Annotated in this window: 15 protein-coding genes; 6 read left to right on the top strand and 9 right to left on the bottom strand. The window is 72.8% G+C overall.

The features are described from left to right. Positions 1-165, top strand: coding sequence for an FG-GAP-like repeat-containing protein (locus AB0G02_RS02370; RefSeq protein WP_360788091.1), 165 nt, complete (start codon positions 1-3; stop codon positions 163-165). Between the two features lie 87 nt (positions 166-252). After that, a complete protein-coding gene (locus AB0G02_RS02365) occupies positions 253-1,620 on the top strand; it encodes a VCBS repeat-containing protein (protein ID WP_360788085.1) in 1,368 nt (455 codons plus the stop codon). A 73-nt stretch (positions 1,621-1,693) separates the two neighbouring features. Here the strand turns inward: AB0G02_RS02365 and AB0G02_RS02360 are convergent, their stop codons facing one another. Genes AB0G02_RS02360 through AB0G02_RS02350 form a run of 3 tightly spaced genes read right to left on the bottom strand, consistent with a single transcriptional unit; the run spans position 1,694 to position 4,004 of the window. Next, positions 1,694-2,146 carry a DUF350 domain-containing protein gene (locus AB0G02_RS02360; protein WP_360788082.1) on the bottom strand — a complete coding sequence of 151 codons (453 nt, stop codon included), beginning with the start codon at positions 2,144-2,146 and terminating at the stop codon, positions 1,694-1,696. 28 nt (positions 2,147-2,174) lie between these two features. Further along, on the bottom strand, positions 2,175-3,338 hold the full coding sequence (locus tag AB0G02_RS02355; protein WP_360788079.1) for a glutathionylspermidine synthase family protein: 1,164 nt from the start codon (positions 3,336-3,338) through the stop codon (positions 2,175-2,177). Beyond that, positions 3,339-4,004 (bottom strand): hypothetical protein, encoded by a 666-nt coding sequence (locus tag AB0G02_RS02350; RefSeq protein WP_360788076.1) that lies wholly within the window; start codon positions 4,002-4,004, stop codon positions 3,339-3,341. It lies immediately after the preceding gene. Between the two features lie 120 nt (positions 4,005-4,124). On the opposite strand from AB0G02_RS02350, the gene AB0G02_RS02345 reads away from it, so the two are divergent. Both AB0G02_RS02345 and AB0G02_RS02340 read left to right on the top strand, forming a co-directional pair. Beyond that, entirely contained in the window at positions 4,125-5,195 is a 1,071-nt protein-coding gene (locus AB0G02_RS02345) for a septum formation family protein (protein WP_360788074.1), read from the top strand. A gap of 4 nt (positions 5,196-5,199) precedes the next feature. Further along, a complete protein-coding gene (locus AB0G02_RS02340; RefSeq protein WP_360788071.1) occupies positions 5,200-5,550 on the top strand; it encodes a metallopeptidase family protein in 351 nt (116 codons plus the stop codon). On the opposite strand, the gene AB0G02_RS02335 is transcribed toward AB0G02_RS02340, so the two are convergent. Both AB0G02_RS02335 and pheA read right to left on the bottom strand, forming a co-directional pair. Continuing rightward, positions 5,551-6,165 (bottom strand): histidine phosphatase family protein, encoded by a 615-nt coding sequence (locus AB0G02_RS02335; RefSeq protein ID WP_360788069.1) that lies wholly within the window; start codon positions 6,163-6,165, stop codon positions 5,551-5,553. Beyond that, positions 6,162-7,055 (bottom strand): prephenate dehydratase, encoded by an 894-nt coding sequence (gene pheA / locus AB0G02_RS02330; protein ID WP_360788067.1) that lies wholly within the window; start codon positions 7,053-7,055, stop codon positions 6,162-6,164. Before pheA ends, AB0G02_RS02335 begins: the two co-directional genes overlap by 4 nt. 102 nt (positions 7,056-7,157) lie before the next feature. Between pheA and AB0G02_RS02325 the strand changes: the two genes are divergently transcribed. Beyond that, a complete protein-coding gene (locus tag AB0G02_RS02325; RefSeq protein WP_360788064.1) occupies positions 7,158-7,772 on the top strand; it encodes a macro domain-containing protein in 615 nt (204 codons plus the stop codon). Between the two features lie 51 nt (positions 7,773-7,823). On the opposite strand, the gene AB0G02_RS02320 is transcribed toward AB0G02_RS02325, so the two are convergent. After that, positions 7,824-8,306 (bottom strand): GNAT family N-acetyltransferase, encoded by a 483-nt coding sequence (locus AB0G02_RS02320; protein ID WP_360788060.1) that lies wholly within the window; start codon positions 8,304-8,306, stop codon positions 7,824-7,826. Between the two features lie 60 nt (positions 8,307-8,366). On the opposite strand from AB0G02_RS02320, the gene AB0G02_RS02315 reads away from it, so the two are divergent. After that, positions 8,367-8,996, top strand: a complete 630-nt coding sequence (locus tag AB0G02_RS02315; RefSeq protein WP_360788057.1) for a response regulator transcription factor — start codon at positions 8,367-8,369, stop codon at positions 8,994-8,996. A gap of 40 nt (positions 8,997-9,036) precedes the next feature. Here the strand turns inward: AB0G02_RS02315 and AB0G02_RS02310 are convergent, their stop codons facing one another. From AB0G02_RS02310 to cydB, 3 genes are read right to left on the bottom strand one after another with little or no spacing between them, the layout of a single operon-like run. Beyond that, a complete protein-coding gene (locus AB0G02_RS02310; protein ID WP_360788054.1) occupies positions 9,037-10,158 on the bottom strand; it encodes a GAF domain-containing protein in 1,122 nt (373 codons plus the stop codon). Positions 10,159-10,163: 5 nt separating this feature from the next. Continuing rightward, on the bottom strand, positions 10,164-13,253 hold the full coding sequence (gene cydD / locus AB0G02_RS02305) for a thiol reductant ABC exporter subunit CydD (protein ID WP_360788051.1): 3,090 nt from the start codon (positions 13,251-13,253) through the stop codon (positions 10,164-10,166). Then, positions 13,250-14,251 (bottom strand): cytochrome d ubiquinol oxidase subunit II, encoded by a 1,002-nt coding sequence (gene cydB / locus AB0G02_RS02300; RefSeq protein WP_360788048.1) that lies wholly within the window; start codon positions 14,249-14,251, stop codon positions 13,250-13,252. Before cydB ends, cydD begins: the two co-directional genes overlap by 4 nt. Between the last annotated feature and the right edge of the window lie 11 nt (positions 14,252-14,262).

The raw sequence follows: 14,262 nt of genomic DNA, 5'->3' as shown, positions 1-14,262 counted from the left end.
ATCACCGCAGGCGACTACAACGGCGACGGCCGCACCGACATCGCCGCCATCGACCCCGGCGACAACCTCATCCTCTTCGCCGGCAACGGCGCAGGTCAGATCGGCTGGACCGGACCCATGTGGCCCACCGGCAGCCAATGGGCCGGCTACAAGGCTCTCATTTGACCATCCCGGCATCCCGGCATCCCGAATCGTTGCTGCAGAGCAGTCCGTAAAAGTGGGGGAATTGTGAAGGCACGATATTCCAGGAAAGTGTTCAACGTGCTCGCCTTGGGTGTGGCCGTCACGGTAGCGCTGGCCAACGAGTCCATGGCCTCGGCGGACCCGGGTGATCCGTTGCGGGCGACGTCGACCGTCGCGACTTGCAGCCCCTCGGGCGTGACCTCCGAGGACGCCGCGCTGGCCAACGTGTTGCGCCCGCAGATCAGCTGGATCTCGGCGTACAACGTGTCGTGCGCCCGGGCTGTCATCAGACAGGTCAGAGCACGTGGGTTGAACCAGCGAGCCGCTCACATCGCCATCACGACGGTGCTCGCCGAGACGGACCTCAACAACTACGACGTCGCCTTGGACCACGACAGCCTCGGCCTGTTCCAGCAGCGGGAGAGCCAGAACTGGGGCACTCCCGCGCAACTGATCGATCCGGTGTACGCGACCAACGCATTCCTCAACGCCATGTTGCGGGCGTATCCGAACGGCAGTTGGAACTCGGGTGACATTGCGACCATCTGCCAGTCGATCCAGCACTCGAATTACCCCGATGGTTCCAACTACCGGGCGCGGATCAGCCAGGCCTCGGTGGTCGTCAACGGCCTGTGGAACTCCTTCGGCGAGCTGAGCCGCGATTTCAACGGCGACAACCGTGCGGACATCGTGGCGATCGATCCCGGCGACAACCTCATCCTGTTCACCGGCAACGGCGGGGGTCAGGTCGGCTGGGCAGGACCGATGTGGCCCACAGGAAGTCAGTGGGCCGGCTACAAGCACATCACGTCCGGAGACTTCAACGGCGACGGCCGCACCGACATCGCCGCGATCGACCCCGGCGACAACCTCATCCTCTTCGCCGGCAACGGCGCAGGGCAGGTCGGCTGGAGTGGGCTCATGTGGCCCACCGGGAGTCAGTGGGCCGGGTACAAGCACATCACCGCAGGCGACTTCAACGGCGACGGCCGCACCGACCTGGCGGCGATCGACCCCGGCGACAACCTCATCCTCTTCGCCGGCAACGGCGCAGGGCAGGTCGGCTGGACCGGGCCCATGTGGCCCACCGGCAGCCAATGGGCCGGCTACAAGAAGATCACCGCAGGCGACTACAACGGCGACGGCCGCACGGATATCGCCGCCATCGACCCGGGCGACAACCTCATCCTGTTCGCCGGCAACGGAGCGGGCCAGGTCGGCTGGAGTGGGCTCATGTGGCCCACCGGGAGTCAGTGGGCCGGCTACAAGCACATCACGTCCGGAGACTTCAACGGCGACGGCCGCACGGATATCGCCGCCATCGACCCCGGCGACAACCTCATCCTCTTCGCCGGCAACGGAGCGGGCCAGGTCGGCTGGACCGGGCCCATGTGGCCCACCGGCAGCCAATGGGCCGGCTACAAGGCATTCGCCTGACAGGGCCTGCTGACGCCAGTGGCCATCGCGGCGACACCGCGATGGCCACTGGCGTTCGAGCGATGACTGCCGATCAGGAGATCGCGACGGCGACCACCAGGCCCAGGGCGAGGTGCGCGGCGGCCACGACGACGCTGGCCGGGGCGAACCGGTCGGACTCGATCAGCGAACCGATGTCGAGCCTGGTCACCCACTCCAGCAGCCGGACCGCGAGGACCTGCACGATGATGCCGACGAAGCCGAAGATCAACGCCGACAGCAGGCCCTCGTCGAGCTTGCCCGCGGAGCTCCAGATCGCCACCACGATGATCAGTGCCATGCTCACCAGACCCGCGGAGGTCACGATGACGGCGTTCGGCGCACCATTGCGGACGATGGTGCTCAGCTTGCCGGGCGTCGTCCAGTCGATGGCGTAGAAGCCGAAGACCATCAGCACCAGGCCGACGATCGCGTAGAGCGCGATCGCGCCGAGACCCTGGCCGATGGCGCTGCCGAAGCCGGCGTCCAACGCGAGTTGGGAGTTCACGGACCCTCCATGTTGTGCGGGTTGACGCTCATTCGACGATCCTGTGCGGCACGAACGCCGCGCCGTCGTCGGTCACCAGGCCGACGGTCTCGCGGATGCCCAGACCCGCCGAGGCGTCGCCCACGACCCACGCACCGAGCGCCGGGCGGTAGCCGTCGAACTCGGGCAACGGGTCGAACAGCTGGTAGACGAAGCCCTCCTTGCCGTAGACCCCGCCGGTCTGGGTCTCGTAGCCGGGGGCGACGATCTGGATGTTCTGGCCCTCGCGCCCGAGCCTGGGCTTGCGCACGTACTCGGTGAGCAGACCGGGGTCGTCCAGGAACGCGGGCAGCAGGTTGGGGTGCCCGGGGTACATCTCCCACAGCACGGCCAGCAGCGCCTTGTTCGACAGCAGCATCTTCCACAGCGGCTCGACCCACAGCGTGCCGGGCAGGCTCTCCACCGCGTAGCGGCCGAACTGCTCGTCGACCACCCACTCCCACGGGTAGAGCTTCACGACGGTGCCCATCGGCGCGTCCTCGAGGTCGACGAACCGCTTGAGCAGCGCGTCCCAGCCGATCTCCTCGATGGCCAGGCCGACGGTGTCCATGCCGGCTTCGGCCGCCGTCTCCTGGAGGTAGGCCACGGTGACGTGGTCCTCACCGGAGGGGTCGGCGCCCGACCAGGTGAAGTGCAGCTCGTTGGACGGCAGCCGGCTGCCGATCTCGGCCCAGCGCTCGACCAGCTTCTCGTGGAGGGAGTTCCACTGGTCGTCCTCGGGGTACACGTCGGTCTTCCAGTTCCACTGGACGACCGACGCCTCCAGCAGCGACGTGGGCGTGTCGGCGTTGTACTCCAGCAGCTTGGCCGGTCCGCGACCGTCGTAGCGCAGGTCGAACCGCCCGTACACGTGCGGGTCGCGCCGCTTCCACGACTCCGCGATCGCGGGCCACAGCCACTCGTTGATGCCGAAGTCCCGGTAGCGCTCGGTGAGCACCACGTTGTCGACGGCCTCCAGGCACATGTTGTGCAGCAGCTCGACGTCGGCCTCCAGCGACAGCACGTCGCTCATGTCGAAGACGTAGTGCGCCGACTCGTCCCAGTACGGGCGTGGGCTGCCGTCCGCGGCCCTGGCCGGCGCACCGAACACGAGTCCCTGCTCGGAGACGGTGCGCTGCCAGTTCGGCCGCGGCGTGGAGGTCTCGCGACGCACTCAGCTGCCCCCGCTCTTGCTTCCGCCGGACACGCCGAACCCGCCGCGCTGGACGACGGTGCCGGACTTCGTGCTGATGTTCGCGCCCTTGGGCATGGTGTAGGTGCCACCGGTGACCTTGGAGCCGACCGGCACGCTGGAGCCGCCGTAGTGGTAGCGGTACGAGCTGCCGCCGATGTAGATGAAGCCGCCGCTGGAGTACCCGCCGTGGCTGCTGGCGTAGCTCTCGTCGCAGTACTGGTCGTCGACGACCACGTCGTCACGGGTGCACTGCGCCTCGACGTCGTCGGGGCTGGACACGGCGTACCAGATGGCCACCACGCCCACCACGCCGACGGCGACGCCACCGCCGACGAACAGGCGCTTGCGCACCTTGCGGCGGCGTGCCTCCTCGGCCTCGACGGCGAGCTGCTGCTCGCGCTGCTGCTCGATCGCCGCGGCGCGCGCACGCTGCTCGGCCAGCGTCGGCGGCCGGGGCTTGGTCCGGCCCGCCTCCTGGCTGCGGATCTGGCCGCGGCCACCCGTGGCCGGCGGTTCCTGCGGCGTCGGCGGCACGTAGGGCGGCGGCGACGCGCCACCGGCCTGCGGACCCGGTCCGTTCGGTTCGCTCGGTCCACCGCCCTGACCAGGCGTCGCGGCGCTACCGGCGTTGTCGTTCTCAGTCATCAGCCACTCCCGGCGGGGACGGTACAGAGATCGGCCGCCGAATGGGTGACGAGTGTCCCAAAAGCAACACAGCACACCCGCCCACACCCCTCGGCTACCGACACAGGCATCATTGAGTAGATGTCCGCGACCGCACGCTGGTTTCGTCGTGGTGACCACATGGTCATGCTCGGCGCGTTCGCGGGCGCGTTCTTGCTGCTCGCGCTGAGCACCTTCACGTCCTGGCCGGTGGGCGCGGGCGGTTTCGACGGCGCGGGCACCACTACAGTTAACCCCGTCATGGCCGCTCAGGCCGGCGACTGCCTGAACTGGACCAAACCGGACCTGTCGGACGTCGCCAAGGTCGACTGCGCCACCCAGCACCTGTTCGAGGTCACGGGTGTGGCGGACATCTCCGCCGCGCACGGCCCGCAGGCGCCGTTCCCGAACGACGAGCAGTGGCAGAAGATCAGCCAGGAGCAGTGCTCGCGGATGTCGCTGGACTACCTCGGCGGCAAGTTCGACCCGTTCGGCAAGTACACGGTCGGCCCGCTCAACCCGGGTGAGCGGCTGTGGGCCGAGGGGCAGCGCACGCTGCGCTGCGGCCTCCAGGTGGCGGGCCCGGCGGGCGGCCTGCTCCCGGCCTACGGCACCGCCCGCACCCAGGACCAGTCCGACGTCTACGACCCGGGCGTGTGCCTGGGCATCACCGAGGCCAAGTCGGTGGGCGACCCGGTGGACTGCGCGAAGCCGCACACGTTCGAGATCACCGGCGTGGTGCCGATGCCGCCCGGCGAGTTCGTGCCCCTGGACCAGCAGGACCGGCTGATGGTCGTCGAGTGCGCCCGGCTGACCGCCGAGTACACCGGCGGCGCCGACCTGAAGGCCCGCGGGCTCCTCGTCACCTGGGACAACAGGGTGGAGGAGAGCTGGGCCGCCGGGTCCAGGCTGGCGAACTGCAAGGTCGGTGCGCCGCCCGTGGACGACACCCTGCTGAGCGCGTGGGAGGGCAGCGTGCGCAACCCGAACGCGCCGCCGCTGACCACGTCGAACCCGCCCCAGACCACCGCCGTGCACCAGGACGAGCCGACCGGCGCCCCGCTGCACTCCGAGTCGAACTCCAGCTCCTCCGCACCGCCCTCGTCCGGCTCCAAGCCCCCGAAGTCGGACGAGACGACGACCGCCACGACCACGACCACACCGTCGAGGTGACGACATGCCGGTGGAGATGACCCGTCAACGGTTCGAGGAGCTGGTGGGCGAGGCGTTGGACTCCATCCCACCGGAGTTCGCGACGGCGATGAGCAACGTGGTGGTGCTGGTCGAGGACCGCAACCCCGAGGTGCCGAGCCTGCTGGGCCTGTACCAGGGCATCGCGCTGACTCGCCGCACCACCGACTACGGCGGCGTCCTGCCGGACCGGATCTCGATCTACCGCGAGGCGATCCTGGACATCTGCCGCACCGAGGACGACGTGGTGGAGGAGGTCGCCGTCACCGTGGTCCACGAGATCGCGCACCACTTCGGCATCGACGACGCCAAGCTGCACGAGCTCGGCTGGGGCTAGTCAGCCCTCGACCACGTCCACGCCGGTCCACGAGGTGCAGCGCCAGCCGTCCGCGCCGCGTTCCAGCACGACCCGGCCGGTGTTGGGCAGCAGACCCGCCTCGGCCAGCGCCGGGGTCACGTTGCGGGCCAGGGCGAGGGCGCCCATGCGCAGCGACGCGCCGTGGCTGACCAGCACCACCGTGTCGTCGTCACCGTGCCCGGCGGCGATCTTGTCGACCGCGGCCAGGTAGCGGTCCAGGACCTGCCGGCCGCTCTCGCCGCCCGGCAGCGGCACGTCCAGGTCGCCCGCGGCCCACTGCTTCACGGTCGCGATGAAGATCTCGAACGCCTCGCGGTCGTGACGGCCTTCGAGGTCGCCGCAGAAGATCTCCTGCACGCCGTCCACGACCTCGACCGCCAGGCCGTGCGCCGCGGCCACGGGTTCGGCGGTCTGCCGCGCCCGCAGCGCCGTGCTGGCGTAGACGGCCGTGACGGGCTCGGCGGCCAGCTCCTCGGCCAGCGCGGCGGCCTGGGCGACCCCCGCGTCGGTCAGCGGCGGCCCGGGTGGCAGCGAGTCCAGCGCCATCTTCACGTTCGACGCCGTCTCGCCGTGTCTGACCAGGATCAACCTCACGCGCCGTGCCCCCTCCGGACTGTTTCCACCCATTCGACCGCCGCCACGAAGTCCACGTTGCCCGCCACCTCGCCGCCCGGTTCGGCCTTCGGGTACGAGCCGAGGAACCGGGTCTGCGGGCAGTGCCGGTGCAGCGCGGCCAGCGCGTCGCCCACCCGGGGCTCGGCCACGTGGCCGTCGAAGTCGATGTAGAACCGGTACTCGCCCAGCCTGCCCTTGGTAGGCCGGGACTCGATGCGGGTCAGGTTGATGCGGCGCAGCGCCAGCTCCAGCAGCAGCTCCGACAGCGCGCCGGTCCGGTCGGCCGCCGTGCAGACGACGGACGTGCGGTCGTGGCCGGTGGGCTCGGGCAGCTCGCCGGGCGGTCGCAGCAGCAGGAACCGGGTCTTGGCGTCCCGCACGTCGGCCACGTCGGTGGCCAGCACCTCCAGCGAGTAGTGCCGCACGGCCACCGGCGCGCTCACGGCGGCGTCGAACTCGCCGTTCAGCACGGCGCGCGCGGCGGCGGCGGTGGAGGTGGTGGCGACGACGTCGGCCTGCGGCAGGTGCTCGGCCAGCCAGTGCCGGACCTGAGCGAGCGCGTGCGGGTGGCTGGCGACCGTGCGCACCGGCTCGCCGCCGGGCCGCACCAGCACGCTGAACCGCACCGGCAGCACCGACTCCGCGACCGCGACCAGGGGCTCGCCCTCGGTCAGCGCGTCCATCGTCGCGGGCACCGCGCCCTCGACCGAGTTCTCCACCGGCACGCACGCCGCCAGCGTGTCCCCGCGGCGGGTGGCCGCGAGCGCGGCGGGCACCGTGTCGAACGGCACCAGCTCCTGCTGCGGAGAGGCGAAGCCGCGTGCGGCCTGCTCGGTGAAGGTTCCCTGCGGTCCGAAGTAGGCGAGCACGGCCGCAACGATACGAGGACCACGGCCGGTGACCGCGTTGAGGCGAGGATCACCCGCCTGGCGGGTGCCCGCCCCCGTTCCGCACCAACGGGTTCTCCTGGAATGCTGGGAGATGTGTCCGCCGCCGATACGGAGGGTGAGATCAACGCTCCGGTAGCAGTTCCCCGTCTGGTGTTGTGCGCCGTCGACGAACCGCTGGCCCGTGCCTGGCTCGCGGTGGCCGAGGGCAGGACCGGCGTCGAGGTCCACCGGGGCTCGGTGCTCGACATCCTGGCCGAGGCCGTGGTGAGCCCCGCCAACTCCTCCGGCTGGATGCGCGGTGGCATGGACGCCGTGTACGCGCGGGCGTTCCCGCTGGTCGAGGGCCACGTGCGCAGTGCCGTGCTCGGTCTGCACGGCGGTGAGCTGCCGGTGGGCGAGGCGCTGGTCGTGCCGACCGGCGAGTCGGAGCCCGAGTGGCTGATCAGCGCGCCGACCATGCGGCAGCCCGGCGAGCTGCTGCCCGAGGACACCGTGCACCCGTACCTGGCCGCGCGGGCCGTGCTGCGGCTGTGGCTGGGCGGGCGGCTGGACGACGGCCGCCCGCTGCGCGCGGTCGTGCGGACGATCGCCATGCCCGGCCTGGGCACCGGTGTCGGCGGTGTCGCGCCCGCCACCTGCGCCCGTCAGGTCGCGGCGGCGTGGGACGAGGTGTTCAGCCCGCTGCCCAGCAGGTGACCGCCGAGTTGTGCACAACTTGTGGACAGCTCGGCTGGGGCCTGTGGACAACTAGCGCGGCGCGATCCAACGCTCCAGGTCCAGTTCGTCGGTCATGGGGATGCCGTACTCACCGACGCTGGGGATCTCCGGCTTGAGGCGGCGTGCCTCGCGCACCGCGTCCGGGCGCAGCGCGATGAGCCGGAAGCCGCGTCGTTGGTAGAAGCGCAGGGCGTCGAGGTTGTCGTTGGTCGTGGTGAGCCGCACCCGGGAGCAGCCGAGCTGGCGGGCGCGGTGCACGGCGGCGTCGACCAGCGAGCTGCCGACACCCCTGCCTCTTCGCAGGGCGTCGATGGTGACGATCTCCAGGTGGGTGTCGCCGGTGGCGTAGGTGAGCAGGCCGACGACCTGGTCCTGCTGCTCCACCAGGAATCCCGGCAGGCTCGCCGGGAAGAACACCCGGCCGTGGGCGACCGCGGTGTGCGCGCCCCACAGTTCCAGCACCAGCCTGCCGACGACGATCCGGTCGGCTTCCTCGATCGCGCGTACCAGCATTCCTGCACTGTCTTGGCGACCGCGCGCGGTGGGTACCGGCATTCGACCTATGGTGGGTTCGTGCCGGTGCGAGTGTTGCTCGTAGACGACCATGAGGTGGTGCGCAGGGGGCTGCGCGAACTGCTGGAGGACGAGGACGACATCTCGGTGGTGGCCGAGGCGGGCGGGGTGGACGAGGCCCTGGTCCGGGCCGGTGCGGCGCGGCCCGACGTGGCCGTGGTGGACGTGCGGCTGCCCGACGGCGGCGGGGTGGAGCTGTGCCGCCGGCTGCGCGCGCTGCCGGACGGGCCGAGGTGCCTGGTGCTGACCGCGTTCGACGACGAGGAGGCGCTGGTCGGCGCGATCATGGCCGGCGCGTCGGGGTACCTGCTCAAGCAGGTGCGCGGGCAGGACCTGGTGACGGCGGTGCGCGAGGTGGCGGCCGGCCGGTCGTTGCTGGACCCGCAGACGACGGCCCGCGTCCTGGACCGGATGCGGCGACCGGTCGAGGTGGACGTGCTGGACGCGCTGACGGAGCAGGAACGGCGGGTGCTGGAGCTGATCGGTGAGGGCCTGAGCAACCGGCAGATCGCGGAACGGCTGTTCCTGGCGGAGAAGACGGTGAAGAACTACGTGACCGCCGTGCTGTCGAAGCTGGGCATGGAGCGCCGCACGCAGGCGGCCGCCTGGGTGGCCCGCCGGTCGCGCTGAGCCCCGGGCGGATCGCGCCGGGGCGGTTCGCCGCCGGTCGTCACCGCAGCGGCACGTGCCAGGTGATCGTGGTGCCGGTGCGCGGCGACGACGTGATCTCGCACCCGCCACCGGCGGCCAGGGCGCGTTCCTCCAGGTGCCGCAGCCCGCGCTTGGCCACGCCGCGCGGGATGCCGCAGCCGTCGTCGACGACCTCCAGGTCCAGCCGGTCGGGCGTGCGGCGCAGCGCGATGCCCACGTGCCGGGCCCCGGAGTGCCGCACCACGTTCGACAGCGCCTCCCGCAGCGCCGCGCGGGCGTGGTCGGCCAGGTCCGCGGGCACGTCCGCCAGGTCGCCCTCGACGCGCACCTCCGGCTCGAACCCCAGCAGCTCGCCCGCCGTGCGCGCCTCCGCCAGGACCGAACCGCGCAGGTCGACGTCGCCGGGCCGGCCGGGGTCGGCGCTGCGCAGGGCGCGGACGGTCGCGCGGACCTCCGCCATCGTCCGGTCGAGCTGGTCGACGGCGTCCGCGAGCCGCTGCGCCTCCCGGCCTTCGAGCTTGAGCCGCCGGTCCAGCAGGTCGAGCTGGACGCCCGTCGCGTAGAGCCGCTGGATGATCACGTCGTGCAGGTCGCGGGCGATGCGCTCGCGCTCCTGGTAGACCGCGACCCGCTGGCGGGCCGTGGAGCCCTCGGCCAGCACCACCGCGAGCCCGGCCTGCGCGGCGAACGCGGCGAGCACCTCGACGGTGTCCGCGCTGAACGGGTGCGCGCCCTTGCGCCGGTAGACGGCGAGCGCGCCGATCCTGCGCTCCGTCGTGCCGAACGGCGCGACGGCGAACGGCCCGTACCCGCGCAGCGCCTTGGGCACGAACGGCGCGGTGCGCGGGTCGGTGGTGAAGTCGTCGGAGACCACCGGCACGCCGGTCCGCGCCGCCCGCGCGGCCGACGAACGGCTCGACAGCACGACGCCGACCGGGTCGTCGTCGCCGGTGGGGTGGCCCGAGGACGCCTCGACGGTCAACGTGCCGTCGTCCGCGGTGACCATGGCCAGCCCGAGGTCCGCGCCGGCCAGCTCCACGGCCCGGCGCACGACCAGCGGCAGCACGGCGTCCGGGTCGTCACCGGCCAGGGCGGCCGACGTGATCTCGGTCGACGCGGCGAGCACGCGGGCGGGGTCCACGGTGGTCAACGGTAGGCCTTGGCCCGCATCCGCCCCCCGGTGACTTCCAGCACCAGGTCGGCGCGCTCGGCCTCCCCCGGCCGGTGGGTGATGTGGATGACGGTCTTGTCCCGCAGGACGTCGTCCAGGCGCTCCAGCAGCGCGGCGGCGGTCGGCTCGTCGAGGTGCGCGGTCGGCTCGTCCAGCAGCACGAGGTCGGCGTCGTGGAGCAGCGCGCGGGCCAGCGCGACCCGCTGCGCCTCGCCGCCCGACAGCAGCGTGGGGCCGATCACCGCGTCGAGGTCGAGCCGGACGCCGGCGACGTCCAGCGCCCACCGCAGCCGTGCGTCGTCCGCGCGCGGGTCGCCCAGCCGGAGGTTCTCCCGGACCGTGGTCGACACCAGCATCGGCTCCTGCGGGCACCAGGCCACCCGCTCGGGCCGCCACACGAGCCCCTGCTCGGGTTCGAGGAACCCCAGCAGCAACGCGAACAGGCTCGACTTGCCCGCACCCGACGGACCCACCACCGCCACCTTCGCGCCGGCCGGCAGGTCGAGCGTCACCCGTTCCAGCACCGGTGCGGCGCCGCCCGGCCACCGCACCGCGACGCCTTCGAGCCCGACCGCTCCCCCGACCGCGCCCCGGTCGACCCGCGATCCCGGCGCGTCGAGCGGCGGCGCGGTGATCCGGCCGTACGACTCGCGCAGCGCGGCGCGGTGCTGCGCGGCGGTGGGCAGCGCGCCCAGCACCTCCGCCAACGCGAGCGGCACGAGGCCGAGGACGGGCACCAGCAGCGGGTCCACGCCGCCGGCCAGGCCGATGCACACCGCCGAGGCCAGCCCGGTCGTCAGGTGCACGACCGCGATCGCCGCACCCGCGCCGAGGGCCTGGCGGCGGGCCAACCGGGCCAGCTCGGCGTCCCGGCGGGCCAGCTCGGCGCGAACCGCGCGGTCGGCGCCGAACGCGATCAGGTCGGGCGCGGCGGTGAGCAGCGTCAGCACCTGCTCCGACACCTCCCGCCGCCCCCTGGCCAGCACGGCCGTCGCACGCCGCTCGGTGAGGACCGCGACGACCGGCGCGAGCGTGCCGCCGACGACCAGCGCCACCGCCAGGGCGAGGCCGGCGGCCGGTTCCACGACGGCGAAGAGCGCCACGGCCGCGATCGACACGCCCACCGCCACCAACGGCGGCTGGAGGACCCGAGGCACCAGGTCGCGGACCGCGTCCACGTCGTCCACCAGGCGGGTGAGGTCGGCCTGGCCGGGGCGCAGGCGGCGCCACAGCCGGACCCGCAACGACTCGGCGTGCCGGAACGCGGCGTCGTGCGACACCAACCGCTCCAGGTACCGCAGCACGCCCTTGGCCAGCGCGAACGTCCGCACGCCCACGACCAGCACGGACAGCGTCAGGATCGGCGGCTGGGTCGCGGCCCGCGCGATCAGGTGGGCCGCCACCGCCGTCAACGCCACCCCGCTCAGCGACGCCGCCGTGCCCAGCAGCGCGCCCGCCAGCAGCCGGCGGGTGGGTCGCGGCGTGCGCGGCGCGGTCGCCCGGTCGGCCACCACCTCGACCTCACGGCTCGCCGGGACGTCCTCGGTCGTGCCGCCGACCAGCCGGTGGGTGGCCTGCACGACGGCCGCACCTCCCGCAGCGGCCCTCCGCACGGCGGCCATCACCTTCGCCGCCGTGGCCTGGTCGAGGTGCGCGGTGGGTTCGTCCAGCAGCAGCACGGTCGCGCCGTCCCGGACCCGGGTCAGCGCCCGCGCGACCGCGACCCGCTGCCGCTCGCCGGTCGACAGCTCCGCGATCGGCCGCGCCACCAGGTGCTCGGCCGCCACCGACGCCAGCACGTCGTGGTCGACCCGTCCCGCGGTCAGCTCCAGCTCGTCGGCCACCGTCCGGCCGGCGAACGCGGGCCGCTGCGGCACCCAGGCGATCGTCGACCGGTCGACCGAGACCGAACCGCCGTCCGGCTCCACGAACCCCAGCAGCACCGCGAACAGCGTGGACTTGCCCGCCCCGCTGGGCGCGTCGAGCCGGTGCACCTCGCCGGGCCGCACGCGGAACGTGACGCCGTCCGGCGCGAACCGGTCCCGCCGCCGGACCCGCAGGTCCCGGACCTCCACCCCGGCGGGCGTCGGCCCCCGCTCGTCCACCGGCTCCGGCGCGGGGATCTCCGCGACCCGCCGCACCGCCTCCACGCCGTCCTCCGACGCGTGGTGCGCCGCACCGGCCGCCCGCAGCGGCAGGTAGCACTCCGGCGCGAGGATCAGCACGACCAGGCCCGTGACCAGCGTCATCTCCCCCGACACCAGCCGCAGCCCGATCCCCACCGCGATCAGCGCCACCGACAGCGACGCCAGGACCTCCAGCACCAGCGCCGACAGGAACGCCACCCGCAACGTCCCCATGGTCGCCCGCCGGTACCGCTCGCCCACCTCCCGCACCGCCGTCGCCTGCGCCGCCGCACGCCCGAACGCGGTCAGCACGGGCAGCGCGCGCACCAGCTCCGCCAGCCGCCCCGACAACCGCTCCAGCGCCGACGCCGCCTCGGCCACCCGGGCCGACGTGAACCGGCCGATCAGGATCGCGAACACCGGGATCAGCGGCAGCGTCACCGCGATCAGCACCGCCGAGGTGGGGTCGGTGAAGAAGATCCACGCGCCCACGGCCACCGGCACCACGGCCGTCGTCACCAGGGCGGGCAGGTAGCGGGTGAAGTAGGCGTCCAGCGCGTCCAGGCCCTTGGTCGCCGTCACGGTCAACGACGCCGGCCCCCGCGCCACGATCCACGACGGACCGAGCCCCAGCGCCCGGTCCAGCACCGCCGCCCGCAGCTCCTCCTTCGCGCCCGCCGCCGCCCGTGCCGCCACCGACTCGGTCGCCCAGGCCAACGCCGCGCGCACCACGACCGCGCCCGCCAGCACCCACAAGGACCCGCCGGTCACCAGCGCCGACGCCAGCGCCACGGCCTGCCACACCAAGGCGCCCGCGGTCAGCCCGGCCAGCAGCGCGCACCAGGCCAACGCCCGGCGCGCTGAACGCGAGAGCGCGGGCAGCGCGCCGAGCGGGCCCTTCCCCGGCTTCGTGGCGGAAGGGGCTCCGGGGAAGCTCACGGGACCTTCACCTCCGGGATGTGGCTGGTGCCGATCCGCTTGCGGAACACCCAGTAGGTCCACCCCTGGTAGACGAGCACCGCGGGCGTGCCGAACGCGGCCACCCACGTCATCACGGTCAGCGTGTACGGGCTCGACGCCGCGCCGGCCACCGTCAGCGACCACGCCGGGTCCAGGGTCGACGGCAGCACGTTCGGGTACAGCGCGCCGAACAGCGCCGCCACCGTCGCCGCGACGGCCACGCCCATCAGCGCGAACGCCTGCCCCTCGCGCCGCAGCACCAGCCGCCCGTACGCGCCCAGCGCGGCCAGCGCCACCACGATCGACGCGCCCCACGTCCACACCGACCCGAACCGCAGTTGCACGACCAGCAGCAGCACCACCAGCGGCAGCAGCGCGAGCGGCGCCACCTTCAGCGCCAGCGCACGCGCCCGTTCCCGCACCTCGCCCTCGGTCTTGAGCGACAGGAACACCGCGCCGTGCACGAGCGCGTACCCGGCCACCGCCGCCGCGCCGAGCAGCGTCTCCGGCCTGATCGCCGCGAACGGCGAGCCCACCCGGTCACCGACGGCGTCCAGCGGCATCCCGAACACGGTGGCCGACAGCACCAGCCCGACGCCGAGCGGGGCCACCCACGACCCGATGACGATCACCGCGTCCCACGCCCGCCGCCACCGCGCCGAGTCGACCTTGCCCCGGTACTCGAAGGCCACGCCGCGCCCGATCAGCGCCACCAGGAACAGCACCAGCGGCAGGTACGCGGAGCTGAACAGCGACGCGTACCAGTCGGGGAACGCGGCGAACGTGGCACCGCCCGCCACCAGCAACCACACCTCGTTGCCGTCCCACACCGGTCCGATCGTGTTGATCAGCACCCGCCGCTCGCGCTCCGACCGCCCCAGCACCGGGAGCAGCATCCCGACGCCGAAGTCGAAGCCCTCCAGGAACAGGTAGCCCAGCCACAGCAGGGCGATCACGCAGAACCAGAGCGTCTCCACGACCCGTTCCC

Origin of the sequence: Actinosynnema sp. NPDC023658 (assembly GCF_040639995.1) — a bacterium.
Taxonomy (GTDB): Bacteria; Actinomycetota; Actinomycetes; order Mycobacteriales; family Pseudonocardiaceae; genus Actinosynnema.
Note: the sequence above shows the minus strand (reverse complement) of the source record. Positions and strands in the feature narration are given on the sequence as shown.

Bases quoted from the DNA above. Each gene is read 5' to 3' on its own strand.
- AB0G02_RS02350 (WP_360788076.1), bottom strand. From the start codon at position 4,004: ATGACTGAGAACGACAACGCCGGTAGCGCCGCGACGCCTGGTCAGGGC.
- AB0G02_RS02345 (WP_360788074.1), top strand. From the start codon at position 4,125: ATGTCCGCGACCGCACGCTGGTTTCGTCGTGGTGACCACATGGTCATG.
- AB0G02_RS02340 (WP_360788071.1), top strand. From the start codon at position 5,200: ATGCCGGTGGAGATGACCCGTCAACGGTTCGAGGAGCTGGTGGGCGAG.
- AB0G02_RS02325 (WP_360788064.1), top strand. From the start codon at position 7,158: ATGCTGGGAGATGTGTCCGCCGCCGATACGGAGGGTGAGATCAACGCT.
- AB0G02_RS02320 (WP_360788060.1), bottom strand. From the start codon at position 8,306: ATGCTGGTACGCGCGATCGAGGAAGCCGACCGGATCGTCGTCGGCAGG.